Annotated in this window: 20 protein-coding genes; 10 read left to right on the forward strand and 10 right to left on the reverse strand. The window is 70.1% G+C overall.

Annotated features, from left to right (window positions below):
- The first annotated feature begins 20 nt into the window (after positions 1-20).
- The gene (gene purT, locus ASE76_RS06170) at positions 21-1265 is read left to right on the forward strand and encodes a formate-dependent phosphoribosylglycinamide formyltransferase (protein WP_055836425.1); all 1245 of its coding nucleotides are present in this window, start codon (positions 21-23) and stop codon (positions 1263-1265) included.
- 95 nt (positions 1266-1360) lie between these two features.
- On the opposite strand, the gene ASE76_RS06175 is transcribed toward purT, so the two are convergent.
- The gene (locus tag ASE76_RS06175) at positions 1361-2860 is read right to left on the reverse strand and encodes an AMP nucleosidase (protein WP_236698357.1); all 1500 of its coding nucleotides are present in this window, start codon (positions 2858-2860) and stop codon (positions 1361-1363) included.
- Positions 2861-3055: 195 nt separating this feature from the next.
- Here ASE76_RS06175 and ASE76_RS06180 point away from each other — a divergent pair, with 195 nt between their 5' ends.
- The gene (locus ASE76_RS06180; RefSeq protein WP_055836431.1) at positions 3056-3316 is read left to right on the forward strand and encodes a hypothetical protein; all 261 of its coding nucleotides are present in this window, start codon (positions 3056-3058) and stop codon (positions 3314-3316) included.
- Between the two features lie 115 nt (positions 3317-3431).
- Here the strand turns inward: ASE76_RS06180 and gorA are convergent, their stop codons facing one another.
- A complete protein-coding gene (gene gorA / locus ASE76_RS06185; RefSeq protein ID WP_055836434.1) occupies positions 3432-4799 on the reverse strand; it encodes a glutathione-disulfide reductase in 1368 nt (455 codons plus the stop codon).
- Positions 4800-4884: 85 nt separating this feature from the next.
- Between gorA and dbpA the strand changes: the two genes are divergently transcribed.
- The 4 genes from dbpA to ASE76_RS06205 all read left to right on the forward strand — a co-directional run bounded on the left by dbpA (position 4885) and on the right by ASE76_RS06205 (position 8656).
- Entirely contained in the window at positions 4885-6294 is a 1410-nt protein-coding gene (gene dbpA / locus ASE76_RS06190; RefSeq protein ID WP_055836437.1) for an ATP-dependent RNA helicase DbpA, read from the forward strand.
- 118 nt (positions 6295-6412) lie between these two features.
- Positions 6413-7003, forward strand: coding sequence for a DUF3455 domain-containing protein (locus ASE76_RS06195; RefSeq protein ID WP_055836439.1), 591 nt, complete (start codon positions 6413-6415; stop codon positions 7001-7003).
- A gap of 230 nt (positions 7004-7233) precedes the next feature.
- Positions 7234-7794, forward strand: a complete 561-nt coding sequence (locus ASE76_RS06200; protein WP_055836441.1) for a sigma-70 family RNA polymerase sigma factor — start codon at positions 7234-7236, stop codon at positions 7792-7794.
- Positions 7795-7888: 94 nt separating this feature from the next.
- Positions 7889-8656 (forward strand): anti-sigma factor domain-containing protein, encoded by a 768-nt coding sequence (locus tag ASE76_RS06205; RefSeq protein WP_055836444.1) that lies wholly within the window; start codon positions 7889-7891, stop codon positions 8654-8656.
- A 42-nt stretch (positions 8657-8698) separates the two neighbouring features.
- On the opposite strand, the gene ASE76_RS06210 is transcribed toward ASE76_RS06205, so the two are convergent.
- Positions 8699-9325, reverse strand: a complete 627-nt coding sequence (locus tag ASE76_RS06210) for an OmpA family protein (protein ID WP_156362545.1) — start codon at positions 9323-9325, stop codon at positions 8699-8701.
- Positions 9322-9711, reverse strand: a complete 390-nt coding sequence (locus ASE76_RS06215) for a FecR domain-containing protein (RefSeq protein WP_236698358.1) — start codon at positions 9709-9711, stop codon at positions 9322-9324. Before ASE76_RS06215 ends, ASE76_RS06210 begins: the two co-directional genes overlap by 4 nt.
- A gap of 201 nt (positions 9712-9912) precedes the next feature.
- Here ASE76_RS06215 and dtd point away from each other — a divergent pair, with 201 nt between their 5' ends.
- Positions 9913-10359 carry a D-aminoacyl-tRNA deacylase gene (gene dtd, locus ASE76_RS06220; protein ID WP_055836454.1) on the forward strand — a complete coding sequence of 149 codons (447 nt, stop codon included), beginning with the start codon at positions 9913-9915 and terminating at the stop codon, positions 10357-10359.
- Between the two features lie 14 nt (positions 10360-10373).
- On the opposite strand, the gene ASE76_RS06225 is transcribed toward dtd, so the two are convergent.
- The 3 genes from ASE76_RS06225 to ASE76_RS06235 all read right to left on the reverse strand — a co-directional run bounded on the left by ASE76_RS06225 (position 10374) and on the right by ASE76_RS06235 (position 13310).
- Positions 10374-11738, reverse strand: coding sequence for an HD-GYP domain-containing protein (locus ASE76_RS06225; RefSeq protein WP_055836457.1), 1365 nt, complete (start codon positions 11736-11738; stop codon positions 10374-10376).
- A gap of 89 nt (positions 11739-11827) precedes the next feature.
- A complete protein-coding gene (gene ybeY / locus ASE76_RS06230; protein ID WP_055836459.1) occupies positions 11828-12277 on the reverse strand; it encodes an rRNA maturation RNase YbeY in 450 nt (149 codons plus the stop codon).
- Between the two features lie 70 nt (positions 12278-12347).
- Complete coding sequence (locus tag ASE76_RS06235; protein WP_055836462.1) at positions 12348-13310, reverse strand: PhoH family protein; 963 nt, start codon at positions 13308-13310, stop codon at positions 12348-12350.
- A 231-nt stretch (positions 13311-13541) separates the two neighbouring features.
- Between ASE76_RS06235 and ASE76_RS06240 the strand changes: the two genes are divergently transcribed.
- The 3 genes from ASE76_RS06240 to ASE76_RS06250 all read left to right on the forward strand — a co-directional run bounded on the left by ASE76_RS06240 (position 13542) and on the right by ASE76_RS06250 (position 15871).
- Positions 13542-13832, forward strand: coding sequence for a nucleotidyltransferase family protein (locus ASE76_RS06240; RefSeq protein ID WP_055836465.1), 291 nt, complete (start codon positions 13542-13544; stop codon positions 13830-13832).
- Positions 13829-14248, forward strand: coding sequence for a DUF86 domain-containing protein (locus ASE76_RS06245; protein ID WP_055836468.1), 420 nt, complete (start codon positions 13829-13831; stop codon positions 14246-14248). Before ASE76_RS06240 ends, ASE76_RS06245 begins: the two co-directional genes overlap by 4 nt.
- Positions 14249-14485: 237 nt before the next feature.
- Positions 14486-15871, forward strand: a complete 1386-nt coding sequence (locus tag ASE76_RS06250; protein WP_055836471.1) for a hypothetical protein — start codon at positions 14486-14488, stop codon at positions 15869-15871.
- 15 nt (positions 15872-15886) lie between these two features.
- On the opposite strand, the gene ASE76_RS06255 is transcribed toward ASE76_RS06250, so the two are convergent.
- The 3 genes from ASE76_RS06255 to ttcA all read right to left on the reverse strand — a co-directional run bounded on the left by ASE76_RS06255 (position 15887) and on the right by ttcA (position 18270).
- Positions 15887-16528 (reverse strand): histidine phosphatase family protein, encoded by a 642-nt coding sequence (locus tag ASE76_RS06255; RefSeq protein ID WP_055836474.1) that lies wholly within the window; start codon positions 16526-16528, stop codon positions 15887-15889.
- Between the two features lie 153 nt (positions 16529-16681).
- Complete coding sequence (locus ASE76_RS06260) at positions 16682-17305, reverse strand: DUF4136 domain-containing protein (RefSeq protein ID WP_055836477.1); 624 nt, start codon at positions 17303-17305, stop codon at positions 16682-16684.
- Between the two features lie 20 nt (positions 17306-17325).
- Positions 17326-18270 carry a tRNA 2-thiocytidine(32) synthetase TtcA gene (gene ttcA / locus ASE76_RS06265; protein ID WP_055836479.1) on the reverse strand — a complete coding sequence of 315 codons (945 nt, stop codon included), beginning with the start codon at positions 18268-18270 and terminating at the stop codon, positions 17326-17328.
- Positions 18271-18300: the final 30 nt, after the last annotated feature.

An 18300-nucleotide genomic window follows, 5' to 3' on the forward strand; every position in this document is an offset into this window, starting at 1 on the left:
CCGCGAAAGGCCCCGCCCCCATGACGACCACCCTCGGCTCGCCCCTGTCTCCTTCGGCCACCCGCGTGATGCTGCTCGGCTCCGGCGAACTGGGCAAGGAGGTGCTGATCGCGCTGCAGCGCCTGGGCGTGGAAACCATCGCGGTCGACCGCTACGAGAACGCGCCCGGCCAGCAGGTGGCCCACCATGCGCGCACCATCACCATGAGCGACCCCGCCCAGCTGAAGGCGCTGATCGAGGCCGAGCGGCCGATGCTGGTGGTGCCCGAGATCGAAGCCATCGCCACCCCGATGCTGCAGGAGCTGGAAGAGGCCGGTACCGTGCGCGTGGTGCCCACCGCCCGCGCCGCCCGCCTGACCATGGACCGCGAAGGCATCCGCCGCCTGGCCGCCGAGACCCTGCGGGTGCCCACCAGCCCCTACAAGTTCTGCGACTCGCTCGAAGAGCTGCAGGGCGCCATCGACGGCGCCGACGGCGAGCCGGGCATCGGCTACCCCTGCATCGTCAAGCCGGTCATGAGCAGCTCGGGCAAGGGCCAGAGCAAGATCGCCGGCCCCGACGACGTGCAGAACGCCTGGGACTACGCGATGGCCGGCGGCCGGGTCAGCCACGGCCGGGTGATCGTCGAGGGCTTCATCGACTTCGACTACGAGATCACGCTGCTGACGGTGCGCGCCCTGGACTCGGCCGGCGACGTGCGTACTGTCTTCTGCGAGCCGATCGGCCACCTGCAGGTCAGCGGCGACTATGTCGAGAGCTGGCAGCCGCACCCGATGGCGCCCAAGGCCCTGGCCCGCGCGCAGGACATCGCCCTGGCCGTCACCGGCAACCTGGGCATGACCCGCGACGGCACGCCCGGCGGCCTGGGCCTGTTCGGGGTGGAGCTGTTCGTCAAGGGCGAGGATGTCTGGTTCAGCGAGGTCAGCCCGCGGCCGCACGACACCGGCATGGTGACGATGGCCACCCAGTGGCAGAACGAGTTCGAACTGCACGCCCGCGCCATCCTGGGCCTGCCGGTCGACACCACCCTGAAGAGCCCGGGCGCCAGCGCGGTGATCTACGGCGGCGTGGACGCTACCGGCATCGTGTTCGACGGCGTGGCCGAGGCCCTGGCCGTGCCGGGCGTGGACATCCGCCTCTTCGGCAAGCCCGAGAGCTTCGTCAAGCGCCGCATGGGCGTAGCCCTGGCCCATGCCGACACGGTCGAGCAGGCCCGGGCCCGGGCGCTGCAGGCCGCCGAGAAGGTGCGGCCCCGCACCGCCTGATTCAACGGTAAAAAAGGGCTGCAGCCGGCACGGGGAGCCGGCTACCAGCTATCGATTTCGTAGCAGGGCAGCCGTCGACCGGCTCTGCACCGGCTTCACTGGAACGCCACTTCGGCGAAGCTGCGCAGCTTGCGGCTGTGCAGCCGGTCCACGCCGCCTTCGCGCAGGATGTCGATCGCCCGGATGCCGATGCGCAGGTGCTGGTCGACCCGCTCGCGGTAGAAATGGTTGGCCATGCCGGGCAGCTTGATCTCGCCGTGCAGCGGCTTGTCGCTCACGCACAGCAGCGTGCCGTAGGGCACCCGGAAGCGGAAGCCGTTGGCGGCGATGGTGGCGCTCTCCATGTCGAGCGCGACCGCGCGGCTCTGGCTGAAGCGGCGCTGCGGCTCGTTCTCCGGCAGCAGTTCCCAGTTGCGGTTGTCGGTGCTGGCCACGGTGCCGGTGCGCATGATGCGCTTGAGCGCCGGGCCGTCGAGGCCGGTCACGTCCTCCACCGCGGTCTCCAGCGCCACCTGGATCTCTGCCAGCGCGGGGATCGGCACCCACAGCGGCAGCTCTTCGTCGAGCACATGGTCCTCGCGCACGTAGCCGTGGGCCAGCACGTAGTCGCCCAGGCGCTGGCTGTTGCGCAGGCCGGCGCAGTGGCCCAGCATCATCCAGGCGTGCGGCCGCAGCACGGCGATGTGGTCGGTGATGGTCTTGGCGTTGGACGGCCCCACGCCGATGTTGACCATGGTGATGCCGCTGTGGTCGGCCCGCACCAGGTGGTAGGCCGGCATCTGCGGCAGGCGCGGCGGCGCGACGCCCGAGGGTTCTTCCAGCATCCGCGCCAGCGCGTCGCCGGCCACGCCCGGCGGCAGGCCGACGCGCCGGGTGACCACATTGCCGGGCTCGACGAAGGCGATGTACTCGCCCTCGGGGTCGGCCATCGCGGCATGGCCCAGCCGCACGAATTCGTCGATGTAGAACTGGTAGTTGGTGAACAGCACGAAGTTCTGGAACCACTCGGGCGCGGTGCCGGTGTAGTGGCGCAGCCGGTGCAGCGAGTAGTCGACCCGCGGCGCGGTGAAGAGCGCCAGCGGCTGCGCCTCGCCGGGCAGCGCGCGGCGGGTGCCGTTGGCGATGCCGTCGTCCATCGCGGCCAGGTCGGGCAGGTCGAACACGTCGCGCATCAGCATGCGGCGCTCGTCGCTCAGGTTGCCCTCGATGTGGTCGTTCTGCACGAACGAGAAGTGCACCGGGATCGGCTGGCTGCTGGTGCCGACCTCCAGCTCGACGCTGTGGCTGTTGCCGAGCAGCCGGAACTGCTCGCGGAAATAGCGGGCGAAGAGGTCAGGCCGGGTCAGCGTGGTCTCGAAGGTGCCGGGCCCCTCCACGAAGCCGTAGGCGAGCGACGACGCGGCGCGCGCCACCGTCTCGGTATGGACGCGGACATACGGGTAGCAGGCGCGGACGTGGCCCGGCAGCGTCTCGCCAGCGACGAAGCGCTGCATCGCGCCCCGCAGGTGGGCAAGGCCCGCCTCGTAGAGCGACTGGACCTGCGCGAGCGCGGCGTCCGGGTCCGAAAAACGCTGGCTGGCGACGAAGGGCGGCATGAAAGGTGGCGTGTGCGGCATCGAACTATTGTGCAACGTGTAACAGGCGGAAAAGTCCTACAAGGCCGCGCGCCGGGCCCTGACTCCTCGGCGAATGGGCCCTGCCTACATTCAATCCATCGCTTCTGCATACACACGTTACATGCAGCGCATCCCAAACCGCCCTCACCGGCCACCTTCCAGGAAGGAATTTTCATGAGCACGACCGCCACCCTCGCCGCGAACCCTTTCGCCCTGATCATGGAGCCGCAAGCGGTGCTGAAGGCGATGGAACATTCCGACGCCCTGCGCAACCTCAAGCTGCGCCGCATCCAGCCGCTCGACATCCTGCCCATCCCGAAAAAGGATGCCGCCTCTACCGCCTTCGACAAGGAAATCGACGAAGCCAGCTTCCCGCTGTGGCGCGACCTGATCTCCAGCACCGATCCCGATTTCTTCCCGACCCTGTTCAGCTGACCCCTACAGTTGGTAGGCCGCCGAGACGGCCGTAAGCGCAACACGCACCCTGCCTGCGAGGCTCATCCCTCGCAGGCTTTTTTGCTTTTCGGGCAGCCGATGGGCCGCCCGCACCTCATTCGCCGTCGGGCACCGGCGTGCGCAGCGTGACCAGTTCCTCGGCCAGGGTGGGGTGGATGCCCACCGTGCTGTCGAACAACGCCTTGGTCGCGCCCGCCCGCAGCGCCACGGCGAAACCCTGCACGATCTCGCCCGCATCGGGGCCGACGACGTGCAGGCCCACCACCCGGTCGCTGGCGGTGTCCACCACCAGCTTCACCAGCGTGCGCTCGTCGCGGCCCGAGAGCGTGTGGCGCAGGGTACGGAAGTCGGCCCTGAACAGCGTCACCTTGCCGTATTTCTCGCGCGCGGCCGCTTCGGTCAGGCCCACGGTGCCGATGTTCGGATGGGTGAATACCGCGGTCGGCACGTAGTCGTAGTCCATGCGGCGCTCGTCGTCGCCGAAGAGATGGTCGACCAGCGCCATCGCCTCGCCCAGCGCCACCGGCGTCAGCTGCAGCCGCGACGATACGTCGCCGATCGCGTAGATCGACGGCACGCTGGTGCGGTAGTGCGCATCCACCGCGATCGCACCCTTGTCGGTGGTGCGCAGGGCGACGTTCTCCAGCCCCAGGCCGGTGGTGTTGGCGACCCGGCCGGTGGCGTAGAGCACGGCGTCGGCCTCCAGCTGCCCGCCGCTGGCCAGCGTCAGCAGCAGGCTGCCGTCGTCCTGGCGGACGATGGCCGCGATCTCGCAGTTGAGCCGGATGTCGATGCCGGTCTTGCCCATCTCGGATGCGATGAAGGTCTGCACGTCGTGGTCGAAGCCCCGCAGCAGCCGGCCGCCGCGCTGCACCAGCGTCACCTCGGCGCCCAGGCCGCGGAAGATCGAGGCGAACTCGCAGGCGATGTAGCCGCCGCCGGCCACCACCAGCCGCCGCGGGAACGGGTCGATGTCGAACATCGCCTCGGAGGTGAGCACCAGGTCCTTGCCGGGAATGTCGGGCACGTGCGGACGGCCGCCGGTCGCGACCAGGATGTGGCGGGCGCTGAAGCGCTGCTCGCCCACCACCACATCGTGCGGGCCGCAGATCTGCGCCCAGCCCTCGACGATGCGCACGCCGGCGCTCTGCAGCAGCTGGGTGTAGATGCCGTTGAGGCGGCCGATCTCCTTGGCGCGCGCCGCCTTCAGCACGTCGAAGTCGAAGCGGGGCGCCGCCTGCGTCCAGCCGTAGCCGCGCGCTTCCTCGAAGGCCTCGGCATACCCCGCGGCATAGCTGTAGAGCTTCTTCGGGATGCAGCCCACGTTGACGCAGGTGCCACCCATGGCCGCCGCCTCGGCCACCGCCACCCGCTGGCCGCGCTGCGCCGCCATGCGCGCGGCGCGCACGCCGCCGCTGCCGCCGCCGATGACGAAGAGGTCGAAGTCGTGTTCTTTCTGCATGGGGTTCCAGGGGGATGCCGGCGGCGCGCGAGGGGCGGGGACGGCGCACCGCACCCCAACCAGGAGCCGCCTGGATAATCGGACGATGAACGATACCCGCGATTTGCCCGCCGCATCGACCGCCGATGCCTTCTCCCGCCTGGCGCTGCCACCCCATATGCTCGCCAACCTGGAGGCGCTGGGCTACCACGCGATGACGCCGATCCAGGCGGCCAGCCTGCCGCCCGCGCTGCTGGGCAAGGACATCATCGCCCAGGCGGCCACCGGCAGCGGCAAGACGGCCGCCTTCGCCCTGGCGTTGCTCGCCAACCTCAATGCGCGCCGCTTCGCGATCCAGGCGCTGGTGCTGTGCCCCACCCGCGAACTGGCCGACCAGGTCAGCACCGAGATCCGCCGGCTGGCCCGGGCCGAGGAGAACATCAAGCTGGTGACGCTCTGCGGCGGCGTGCCACTGCGCGCCCAGACCGCCAGCCTGGAGCACGGCGCCCACATCGTGGTGGGCACGCCGGGCCGCATCATGGACCACCTCGACCGCGGCCACCTCGACCTGTCGGCCCTCAACACCCTGGTGCTCGACGAGGCCGACCGGATGCTCGACATGGGCTTCGTCGACGACATCGCCAAGGTGGCGCGGCAGTGCCCGCCCGCGCGGCAGACCCTGCTGTTTTCGGCCACCTACCCAGAGGGCATCGCCCAACTGGCGCAGAAGTTCATGCGCGATCCGCAGCAGGTGACGGTCAAGGCCCAGCACAGCGCCGGCAAGATCCGCCAGCAGTGGTACGAAGTGCGGGAGGACGAGCGGCTGCATGCGGTGTCGCTGCTGCTCAACCACTTCCGGCCGGCCAGCACCCTGGCCTTCTGCAACACCAAGCAGCAGTGCCGCGACCTGGCCGAGGTGCTGCATGCCCAGGGCATCCTGGCCTTGGCACTGCATGGCGAGCTGGAGCAGCGTGACCGCGACCAGGTGCTGGTGCAGTTCGCCAACGGCAGCTGCTCGGTGCTGGTGGCGACCGACGTGGCGGCGCGGGGCCTCGACATCGCGCAGCTGGCGGCGGTGATCAACGTCGACACCACGCCCGATGCGGAGATCCACATCCACCGCATCGGCCGCACCGGCCGGGGCGATGCCGAAGGCCTGGCGCTCAACCTGGCGAGCCTGAACGAGATGGGTAGCGTCGGCAAGATCGAGCAGCTGCAGGGCCGCGAATCCGAATGGCACAAGCTGGGCGAGCTGGTACCCACCTGCAGCGGCCCGCTGGTGCCGCCGATGGCGACGCTGCAGATCGCCGGCGGGCGCAAGGAGAAGATCCGGGCCGGCGACGTGCTGGGCGCGTTGACCGGCGAGGCCGGGTTCGCGAAGGACCAGGTCGGCAAGATCAGCGTGAACGATTTCTCGACCTACGTTGCGGTGGACCGCCGCATCGCCCGCGAGGCCGAGAAGCGCCTGTCGGCCGGGCGCATCAAGGGCAAGAGCGTGAAGGTGCGGTTGCTGTAGCAACGTCCCGCATGGGTCGCGAAAAATTTTTCGCGCGGGGTGCATCCATCCGCATCCGGCGGGGGTAGTACCAGCAGCGGCAACGAAAGCTGCTGTCATCAACCCCCTGGAGAAGACCATGCAAAGCCTGTCCCCCACCCGTCGCGTTTTCGCCCGTTCCTCCGCCGTGCTCGGCTCGGTGGCTGCTGCCGCCCTCCTGGCCGCCTGCGGCTCCATGGCACCGATGGGCGCTAGCGCCCCTTATTCGCAGACCAGCCTGCCGCCGACGGTGCAGGTGCCGGCCGGCAACAAGGTCGCATGGGAAACCGTCGGCAGCGGCGACATCACCTACGAATGCCGCGACAAGGCCGGCATGCCCGGCCAGACCGAGTGGGTCTTCGTCGGCCCCGACGCGGTGCTGAAGGACCGCGCCGGCAAGCAGGTCGGCAAGTACTACGGCCCGCCCGCCACCTGGGAAGCCACCGACGGCTCCAAGCTCACTGCTACTCAGCTGGCCGTGGCCCCCGCCGGTGCCGGCAACCTGCCGTACCAGCTGGTCAAGGCCAACCCGGCGATGGGCGCGGGCGCCCTGACCGGCGTGACCTACATCCAGCGGGTGGCCCTGAAGGGCGGCGTGGCACCGGCCGACAAGCCCTGCACCGCGATGACCAAGGGCCAGAAGAGCACGGTGAAGTACCAGGCCGACTACATCTTCTGGAAGGCCGCCTAAGCGCCGGCGACCGGCGCTACGGCCCGGGCCGGCGATGCGGCGCACGTCGCTCGCACTGCCGGCGCCCACGCTGCGCTGCCTGCGTGGCACGGGCCGCGGTGATCTGCAACCGTTGCGGCAACGGCAAAGACAGGGGGCGGCCCGCGATGCACTGCACTACCATCGGCAGACCCGTTCCCCGGTGCCGCCATGGCGTGCGCCGGGGCCAATCTCTCTCGCCGCCGCCGACCGTGCCCGCCAACGACACCTTCGACCACGACGCCGCGCTGCTGGCCTGCGCCCGTGGCGACCGCCTTGCCCTGCAGCGCATCTACGAGCGCGAATCGCGCTTCCTGCTGGGCGTGGCCCTGCGCATCGTGCGCGAGCGCCAGCAGGCAGAGGACGTGCTGCACGATGCCTTCGTGTCGATCTGGAGCCGCGCCGCGAGCTTCGACCCCGCCCGGGGCGAAGGCCGCGGCTGGATCTACAGCGTGGTGCGCCATGCCGCCCTGAACCGGGTGCGGTCGGGTGCCCGCGAGGTGGCGCTGGACGAGGAGGCCGCCGCCGCGGTCGACGACGAGGCGGCGCTGCAGGCCCACCGCGCCAGCGACGTCTTCGAGCTGCACGCCGACCTGGGCCGACTGCAGGAGTGCCTGCTGCGCCTGGAGCCCGCGCGCCGCGAGTGCATCCTGTACGCCTACCTGGAAGGCTGCTCCCACGGCGAGATCGCCGCGCGGCTCAAGACGCCGCTGGGCACGGTGAAGGCCTGGATCCAGCGCGGCATGGGCGCCTTGCGGGAGTGCATGGCATGAGCCGCGACATTCTGGAACGCGCGCCGGCGCGCGTCCGCCCCACGGCCTGTGCCGCCGTGCCCCGAACCCTCTTCGGTCCCGCGAGGCCGCGACCATGAACACGACCGCCACTTCCCCCGAACCGCAGGACGCCCACGACGCGATGCGCGCGCTGGCGGCCGAATACGTGCTGGGCACCCTGTCGGCCGAGGGCCGCCGCACGGTGGAGCAGCGCATGGCGCGCGAGCCCGCGCTGCGCGCCGCCGTCGAGGGCTGGGAGGCCCGCCTGCTGCCGCTGACGGCCCTGGTGCCGCCCGCAGAGCCTTCGCCCGGTGTATGGCCGCGCATCGCGCGGAGCGTGGACCGCGTCGCTTCCGCGGCAGCACCGGCCGCTCCCCGCGGCGGCACCGCGCGGCCCGCGGCTGCTGCGGGCTGGTGGCAGTCGCTGCCGATCTGGCGGGGCTTGAGCGGCGCGGGCTTCGCCACCGCGGCGGTGCTGGCCGCCTTGCTGGTGCGCCAGCTGCAGGCGCCTGCGCCGACGCCCGAGTACATGGTGGTGCTGGTGGCGCCGCAGGGCCAGTCGGCCGGCTGGGTGGTGCAGGCCGGCGCCCGCCAGCAGCTCGACCTGATCCCGCTGGCCGACACGGCGGTTCCGACCGAGAAGACGCTGCAGTTCTGGACCAAGGCAGACGGCTGGAACGGCCCCCGCTCCCTGGGGCTGGTGGAGCCGGGCCATGCGGTGCGCATCCCGCTCGACCGGCTGCCGCCGCTGCAGCCCAACCAGCTCTTCGAGCTGACGCTGGAGCCCGCAGGCGGCTCGCCGCTGGACCACCCGACCGGGCCGATCCAGTTCATCGGCCGCGCCGTCAAGGTCACGACCTGATCGGGTCGCGGGCGCGCGCCGGCACGGGGCCGGCCTGCCGTCTCAACGGACGATGATCTCGACCCGGCGGTTGCGCTGTTCGGCGGTGTTGTCGCGGGTGGCGACCGCCGGCTCGCGTTCTCCGCGGCCGGCCGCTTCCAGCCGGCTGGCCGGGAAGCGGCGCGCGATGAACATGTCGCGGACCTCGTTGGCCCGGCGCAGGGACAGCGTATCGTTGAGCTCGGTCGCGCCCAGCGTGTCGGTGTGGCCGATGATCAGGATCTCGCCGCCCGGGAACTGGGTGGCGGTGTCGAGCACGTTGCCGATGGTGCGTGCCGATTCCGGCGCCAGCTTGGTGGTGCCGGTCAGGAAATAGACGACGAAGCGCTGGCTCTTGGGCGGCGCGCTGGAGAAGAGCGGGGCATAGCCCTGCCGAACCGCGCCGGCTTCGAGTTGCTGCACCTGCGGTGCCTGGCCCTCGATGGCGCTGGCCTGGGCGTACGGCGTGTCGATCTTCTGCTGGGCGTTGCCCGAGCGCAGCACCACGGCCGAGGGCGATCCGTCCTCCTGCGGCAGCAGTACCACCCGGGTGGTGGGGCCGGCGGGCGGCGGAGGAGGCGGGGCGGCGCAGCCGGCCGCCAGCATCGCCAATGCCGCCACGGCGGTGGCGGACAGGCGTCGCAGAGTCACTTGGCGGCCTCTGCCTCGGCCACTTCCAGGATGAAGTCGGTGCCCAGGATGCCGACGGTCGAGGTCGGCGTTTCCACCTGCACCGCTTCGGGCCGCTTCTTGCCGATCAGGCCGGTCACCATGCGCATCGTGCCGCGCAGCAGGGACACGCCCATGTTGCCGTCGTGCGTGGTCGAATCGAAGGCGAAGGATTTCAGCTCCATCCGGCTTTTCGGCCCGATGACCATGACCGAGCCGTCGCGCAGCACCACGCTGGCCGAGCCGTCCGCGCCGGTGACGATCCGGTCGGCCGCGTTAAGCGCGTCGCCCGACTGCAGCGGACGCTCGCCCTTGGCGTTCTGCAGCGTCACGGCGCCGCCGACGACCTTGGCGGTGCCGGCACGCACGTCCTGGGCTGCGGCAGAACCTGCGGCAGTGGCCACAAAGACGGCAAATAGGGACAAAAGGCTTGTAATCTTCATGGTTTCGTTCTCTCACACGCGGTCGCGAATGCTACGTCAGCCATCAATTCCTATGGGTTTATTACCTTTTCTTGCATTTTGTGTTGGTTTTGCGCCGGCTGGAATGCACGTTTGCAGGGGCGAACGGTGATCGGGCTGTTGCAGCGGGTGAGCGAAGCCCGTGTACGGATCGCGGGCGAGGTGGTGGGCGAGATCGGCTGCGGCCTGCTGGTGCTGCTGTGCGCGGAGCGCGGCGATACCGACGCCGAAGCCGACCGGCTGCTGGCCAAGCTCCTCAAGCTGCGCATCTTCCCGGACGCCGACGGCAAGATGAACCGCAGCGTGCAGGACGTGGCGGGCGGCCTGCTCGTCGTGAGCCAGTTCACCCTGGCGGCCGATACCGCCGGCGGCACGCGCCCGGGTTTCTCCCGCGCCGCGCCACCGGCCGAGGGCGAGCGGCTGTACGACTACTTCGTGGCCCGGGCCCGCACGGCGCACCCGGTGGTGCAGACCGGCCGCTTCGGTGCCGACATGCAGGTGCACCTGGTCAACGACGGGCCGGTGACCATTCCGGTGACGGTGCGGCCGGCCTAGACGACCGCCGAATCTCAGGCGCCCGCGCCGTCGTCGCTGTCGCTGCGTCGGTCGCCGGTGGCCGGCGCGGCGCCCGAGAGCCGTTGCTGCACCCAGGCGCACCAGGCCGCCACCGCCGCATCGCCCTTGCGGGCGGGGCTCGTGCCGCCCTCGGTGGCGGCGGCCAGGTGCGGCCAGCGCTGCAGGCATTCGCGGCAGATGCTGGTGAGCTGCCACAGCGCCTCGCGGCCCATGACCACCGCCTCGGCCACCTGCTGGTCGTCGCCGCCGCCCTGGTCGAGCAGGTAGGCCGGCTGGTCGGGGTGGGTGCCGGCTTCGATCAGGATCTGCCGCAGGCCGGCCATCCGCGCGGCCATCCAGTGGGCCGGGGTATCGCCCGGGCCGGTGGGCAGGGCGGCCTTCCATTCGGCCCATTGCTCGAAAGCCTCGGCCAGCAGGCGCAGTTGGCGGGCGGCCAGCTCGGCGTCGCCCGCGCTGGCCACCGGAATCGCGTCCTGCAGCAGCCCGAGCAGCTCGGCCGTCAGCACCTTCGGAAAGGCGCGCTGGTTGAGCTGCAGCACCAGCGCCAGGTGGTGGGGCGAGGCCTCGCCGAACTTGTGCGCCATCGCGGCGACCAGTTCGGCCGACAGCAGCACCTGCCCCAGCGGCGAGATGTCGGCCGCCTTCGCGCCGCGCGGGTAGCCGGTGCCGTCGAGCCGCTCGTGGTGCTCGAAGACGGCGATCACCGCTTCCTCCGAATAGACCTTCTGCGCGCGCAGCAGGATCATCGAGGTGATCGGGTGCGCCCGCAGGTGGCGGCGTTCGGCGTCGGCCATGGTGCGCTGGGCCTGCAGCCAGGTCTGGTCCATGTGCAGCATGCCCAGGTCGCGCAGCAGGCTGGCCGCGGCCAGCGACTGCATCTGCGCTTCGGGCAGCTTCAGGCGGGTGCCGAGGTAAAGCGCCACCAGCAGGGCCTGCAGCCCTTGCTGCAGCAAGGCCGGGTGCTGGTCGCGCATGAGGGTGAGCTTGAGGGCGACCGGCGCCGGCAGCGGCACCGCCCGCAGCGGCAGCACCATCGCATCGGGCGAACCCAGCCGCGCGGCCATCCGCCGGGGCAGCGGCGCGCCGGCGCAGAGGCCGCGCGCCATCGTCTCCAGTTCGGACAGGCCCAGCATGCCCTCGACCGCCATGTGCTGGTCGATCGACTCGGCCAGCCGGTGCTGCAGCAGCCGGTCGTACAGGGCGCGGTCGATGCGCGCACCCTTCTCGATCAGCTTGGTGCCGTTGACCGCGTAGATCGCATCGTGCGCGCTGACGACGCGTGTGTCGCAGAAGTCGCCCAGGGCGCGGCGGTAGTGGCTCTCGTCGAGCGCTTCGGGCGGAATGGCGGGGGCGGTCATCGCGAAGGGGAGCGTCCGTTCGGCATGGGCCTATTGTGTACGGAGGAAAACACCGATCAGAAAGAGGTCCTGCAGCTTCCGTGCCGCCGTCAGTAGGGGCTGGGGTAGCCGAGGGCCGCCAGGATCTCGACCTCGCGGGCCTCCATCGCCTCGGCGTCCTCGTCGCCCGTCTCGTGGTCCCAGCCCTGGGCATGCAGGGTGCCGTGCACCAGCAGGTGGGCGTAGTGCGCCTCGAGCGACTTGCCGTTCTCGGCGGCCTCGCGCGCCACCACCGGCGCGCAGAGCACCAGGTCGGCGGTCACCACCGGCTCCTGGGTGTAGTCGAAGGTCAGCACGTTGGTGGCGTAGTCCTTGCCGCGGTAGCTGCGGTTGAGCGCCTGGCCTTCCTCGGCGTCGACGATCCGCACGGTGATCTCGCCCTCGGCCTCCAGCGCGTGGCGGATCCAGCGCGCGACGCGGTGGCGCGGCAGGGCGGCCCGGTGCACGGACGCGTCAGGGAAGCGGGCGAACTGCAGGGAGAGCGACAGGGGGTTCAGCATGGAATCGGCTTCCGGCCGGCGCCTTTCGCCGGCCTCTGGCTATTATTTCTATAGCAAGTGTGTAGACGGATCAGTCGCGGCGCCGGGCGGCGGCCGCGCTCGGCCGGCTGGCGGCGTCGTAGGCGTCGACGATGCGTGCGACCAGCGGGTGGCGCACCACGTCGGCGGTGGTGAAGCGGGTGACCGCGATGCCCTTGGTGCGCTTCAACACCCGCTCGGCGTCGATCAGCCCGCTCATCGCGCCCTTGGGCAGGTCGATCTGGCTCACGTCGCCGGTGACGACCGCCTTGGCGCCGAAGCCGATGCGGGTCAGGAACATCTTCATCTGCTCGGGCGTGGTGTTCTGCGCCTCGTCCAGGATCACGAAGGCGTTGGTCAGCGTGCGGCCGCGCATGAAGGCCAGCGGCGCGATCTCGAGCGCGTTGCGCTCGAAGGCCTTCTGCACCCGGTCGTAGCCCATCAGGTCGTACAACGCGTCGTAGAGCGGCCGCAGGTACGGGTCGACCTTCTGGCTCAGGTCGCCGGGCAAAAAGCCCAGCCGCTCGCCCGCCTCCACCGCCGGCCGGGTCAGCACGATGCGCTGCACCGCGCTGCGCTCGAGCGCATCCACCGCGCAGGCCACCGCCAGGTAGGTCTTGCCGGTGCCGGCCGGGCCGATGCCGAAGGTGATGTCGTGGCTGGCGATGTTCTCGAGGTACGTCGCCTGGGTGGGCGTGCGGGCCCGCAGGTCGGTGCGGCGGGTGGTCAGGGTGATGTCGCCGCCCGGCAGCTCGGCCGTCGCCGCATCGCCCGCCAGCATCAGCTGCAGCGTGCCGGGCGAGACCGGCCGCTCGGCCATCTCGTAGACCGCCTGCAGCACCTCCATCGCCTGTTGCGCCTTGGCCTTCGGGCCATCGACCTTGAACTGCTCGTGCCGGTGCGCGATCTTCACGTCCAGCGCGCGCTCGATGGTGCGCAGATGCTCGTCCATCGAGCCGCAGAGGTTGGCGAGGCGGGCGTTGTTGAGGGGGGTGAAGGTGTGGCGGGCGATCATGGGTGTGCGGGGGGTAGGCGCCCATTGTCGCCGGGTGGGCCGGATCGGTTGCCTGCCGGGGCAAGTACCCGCCGTGCGATCCGCCATGCCGGGCACGATCCTTCGACCATGCGCACCGTTAGGACGCTGCGCTAGAGTGACGGGAGTGCAGCGCTCGGGGCTGCGACGCAGGTACCGGTTCCGGATTCGAGTCCATTTCGCAACATCCATGTCCACTGAACAGGCCGCACGATGAAACCCTCCATTCCATTCGGGCAGATGCGCCACCGGATCGCGCCGATCGCCCTTCGCTTCAAAGTCGCCAACCCGCGTGTGTTCGGTTCGGTGCTGCACGGCGTGGATGCAGACGGCAGCGATCTGGACCTGCTGGTGGACCCATTGCCCGAAACCACCTTGTTCGACCTGGGGGGCCTGCAGGGCGAACTGGAAGATCTGCTGGGCGTACCGGTGGATGTCCGAACCCCGGCCGGCCTGCCGGCCCATGTGCGCGCCATCGTCGTGGCCGAGGCGCAACCGGTATGACATCGGGGCCGCGTCTGCTGGATTACTTGCAGCACATGCAGGAGGCGACGCGCCAGATCCTGGCCTACACCGCCGCGTTGGACCAGGCTGCCTTTCACGCCGACACACGTACCCAGCAAGCCGTGCTGTTCAATTTTGTGGTGCTGGGGGAGGCCGCCACGAAATTGATGGCAGGCCATGGCGAACTTTTGGCACGGCACCCGCAGGTGCCATGGCGCAGCATCAAGGACATGCGCAACCAGGTGGCACACGGATATTTCGCGATCGACCTCGACGTGGTTTGGCGCACGGTTCGGCACGCATTGCCCGCGCTGTTAGACAGCTTGCCCGCGGTGATTGCCGACGCTGCCGAGCAGCGGAACAGACCGGATGTGTCGCCGACGGAAGAAGGCGATCCGCACACTCGCACCGAATGACCCTTTGCGTTGACATGCGCACAACGCTGTCACGAATGCGATTCGCGGTGGCTCAGCCTCACGGCTGATCTGCGTCGCCCTGGCGACAACGTCGCGGGAAAGCCCGCGCAGGGGCGATGAACGCCGTCCCTAGACTGGTGCCGCCCCTGTGCCGATGCTTTTCCACCCGATCAAAAGAGACAAAACATGAAGCCGACCCTTTCCTCCTTCTCTCCCCGCACGGCCGCCGTCAGCGCCATGAGCGCGTTGCTGCTCGGCGCCTGCGGCGGCGGTTCCAGCCCTGCGCCGGAGGAAACCCGCGCGCAGGACAGCCGCACCAGTTTCGCCGTGTCGACCGCCAGCCTGCCTTTCGCGGCCCTGGACGGCACCACGGCGGAGACCGACCGCTGGAGCGGGGTGAACGCCGGAGCGGGCTACCGCGTCGAGGTGCCGAAGAACTGGAACGGCACGTTGGTGATGTACGCCCACGGCTATGCCGGCGAAGGCAATGCGCTGACCGTGTCCAACCCGGCCTTCCGCCGGTACCTGATCGAGAACGGCTATGCCTGGGCCGCGTCCAGCTATACCAAGAACTTCTACGACGTGCGGGTGGGCGTGGAAGACACCAATGCGCTGGCCAACGCGTTCGTCGCGATCGCCGCGGCCAACGGCCGGGTGCTGTCGGAGCCGGCCCGCACCTATGTGACCGGCGTGTCGATGGGCGGCCATGTCGTCGCGGCCGCCATCGAGGACGAGGCGCAGCAGACGGCGGTCAACAAGCGCAGCTACCAGGGCGCCCTGCCGATGTGCGCGGTACTGGGGGATCTGTCGCTGTACAACTACTTCGGTGCCTACCAGCTGGCCGCGCAGAAGCTGGCCGGCGTTCCCGCCACCACCGTGCCCACGACCGACTGGGCCACGCTCGCACCGCGCGTGCGCGACGCCTTGTTCGCCAGCCAGACGTCGTTCTCGTCGGTGACCCCGCAAGGGCAGAAGCTCAAGGACATCGTCATGAACCTGACCGGCGGGCCGCGGCCGATCTTCGACCAGGGCTTCGCCAACGCGTCGCTGCAGAACACCGTGTGGGGCACCTTCGGGCGCGACGGCACCATCAACGGCATCCTGAACAAGCAGGGCATCGACACCACCGCCACCGTCTACCGGTTCAACGCCAGCGCGGCCGAGGTGGCCGATTTCAACGCCACCATCGCCAAGTGGGTGCCGGCCGCCGACGCCAACCGCCTGCGCACCGACGGCCTGCGCTGGGTGCCGCGGGTCAACGGCCAGTTCCGCATTCCGGTGGTGACCATCCACACGCTGGGCGACATGTACGTGCCCTTCCACATGGAGCAGGTCTACCGCGACCGCGTCGAGGCCAACGGCAACGGCCAGTGGCTGGTGCAGCGCGCCATCCGCGCACCCAGCCACTGCGATTTCACCGTGGCCGAGCAGTCCGAGGCATTCAAGGCCATGGCCGACTGGGTCGAGAAGGGCACCAAGCCCGCCGGCGACGACGTGAAGACGCCCGCGACCCTGGCCAACGCCCGCTACGGCTGCACCTACACCCGCAACGCCGGCGGCCGCGACGACAGTGCCGCTACCGTCGCGACCCGCACGGCGTTGCCAGGGTGCAGCGGCGGCTGATCGGCGGGCGGACGCTCACACCGTCCCGTCGTCCAGCTCCTGGCGCGCCAGATGTGCGTCGTCGGCCCAGCCCACCAGGCTGAGGCCGTCGGGCGTCCACAGCAGGCGGTTGATCGCCGCGTTGCCCACCTTCCAGGTGCGGGGCGCCTGCAGCTCCTGGCGGGTGGCGGCGCGGTAGAGCACGTCGAGCACGCCGCCGTGGCCGACCACCACCACCTGCTCGCCGGGGTGGCGGGCAGCGATCGCGTGCACCGTCTCGACCACCCGCGCGCGGAACACGATCAGCGATTCGCCGGTGCCGCCGGGCACGAACTCCGGCTCGCGGGTACGCCAGCGGCGGGCGTCGTCGGGCAGGGTGGCGTGGATCTCGTCGAAGGTCAGGCCCTCGAAGCTGCCGAAGGCGCGCTCCCGCAGGCCGGTGTCGGCCCGCACCGGCAGGCCCTGCGACCGGGCGACGTGCTCGGCGGTCCGGTGGGCGCGCAGCAGGTCGCTGGCGTAGACGGCGGCGATCGGCTCGTCGGCCAGGGCCTCGGCCAGGCGTGCGGCCTGCCATTCGCCGGTGTCGTTCAAGGGAATGTCGATCTGGCCCTGGATGCGGGTGTCGACGTTCCAGGCGGTTTCGCCGTGGCGGATGGCAATGATGCGGGTGGCGTGCATAGAGGCGGGCTGCTGCGCCGCCGGGGGTGGCGTCGCATCCGGCAGGCGGTGCGCCTCAGGATAGCAGCCGGCCCGTGTTTTCTGCGCCGGCGATCGGCCTGGATGCGCCCGGCGCGGCATCCGGCCGGTGCGCCGAGTGGCACCGGCCGGCGGTCAGCGCGGAATCTCGACGTTGACCCGGCGCACGCCCAGCGGCGCGTTGGGGAAGCCGTGCAGCGCCGAATCGAACATCACCGCCAGCACCTGCGCGTCGGCGGGCTGCAGGCTGTCGTGGTCGGCATGGGTTTCGTAGACCACGGTGCCGCTGGAGAGGTCGCGCACCAGCAGGTTGATCTGCTGCCGGTACAGGATGCGGTCGGGAAAGCCCCATCCGCCGCCGTAGCCGTAGCCGCCGAAACCGCCGTAGCCGTAGCGCCGGCCGTAGAAGCCGCCGCCGTAGCCCCAGCCGGGACCCCAGCCCGGACCGCTGCGCCACGGGTCGTAGCTGATCTCGCGCCGGGCGCTCAGGCCGACCTGCACGCTGTACCGGGCGTTGGCCTCGTCCTGCTTCAGGCCCACCCGCTCCAGCGCGCCGGTGGCGATCTGTTCCAGCGGCGTCTGCTGGGCGGCGCCGGCCAGTTGCTGCGAGGGCAGGCGCTCGAACCGGTAGGTGGCGCCGGCCGGAATGGCGGCGACGGTGGAGAACGCCTGCACGTCGGTATCGACCAGGCGGGTGGTGGAGCAGCCCGCCAGCGCCGCGGCGGCGGCGAGGGCGAATGCGACGGAGATGCGCGACATGGAAAGCCTCCCGATGGGTGTCAGATCTGCACGATGCTCAGGCTGGCGGGCTGGGCGGGCGCGAAGGTCTCGGGGTCGAAGGCCTTGTCGCCGTCCTCGCTGGCGATGCCGGTCGCCTTCAGACCCTTGAAGTCGTGCAAGGTTCCGTCGAGCAGGTGCGAGGGCGCGACGTTCTGCAGCGCGCCGAACATGCTCTCGATACGTCCGGGGAATATCTTCTCCCACTCGCGCAGCATTTCGGCGACCTGCTTGCGCTGCAGGTTCTCCTGGCTGCCGCATAAGGTGCAGGGGATCAGCGGGAATTGCCGGTGCGCGGCCCAGCGCACCAGGTCCTTCTCGGCCACGTAGGCCAGGGGCCGGATGACGATGTGCTTGCCGTCGTCGCTTACCAGCTTGGGCGGCATGCTCTTCAACTTGCCGCCGAAGAACATGTTGAGGAAGAAGGTCTGCAGCATGTCGTCGCGGTGGTGGCCCAGCGCGACCTTGGTGGCGCCCAGCTCGTCGGCCACGCGGTAGAGGATGCCGCGGCGCAGCCGGCTGCACAGACCGCAGGTGGTCTTGCCTTCGGGGATGACCCGCTTGACGATGCTGTAGGTGTCCTGGTTCTCGATGTGGAAGGGCACGCCGGTCCGGGCCAGGTACTCGGGCAGCACATGCTCCGGAAAGCCCGGCTGCTTCTGGTCGAGGTTGACCGCCACGATGTCGAACCGGATCGGCGCGCGGGCCTTGAGCTTCAGCAGGATGTCGAGCATCGCGTAGCTGTCCTTGCCGCCCGACATGCAGACCATGACCTTGTCGCCTTCCTCGACCATGTTGTAGTCGACGATGGCGCGGCCCATCTCGCGGCAGAGGCGCTTCTCGAGCTTGTGGGTCTCGCGCTCGATCTTGAAGTCGGGCGAGGCGGGGGCCGCGGCGGCGGCGGAGGAAGGGGAGAAAGTGTCTTCGTGGGTCCAGACGGCGCTCATGCGGCCTCCGAGAGAATGGGTTTCAAATGT

The sequence above is a fragment of the Xylophilus sp. Leaf220 genome (genome assembly GCF_001421705.1).
Lineage (GTDB): Bacteria > Pseudomonadota > Gammaproteobacteria > Burkholderiales > Burkholderiaceae_C > Xylophilus.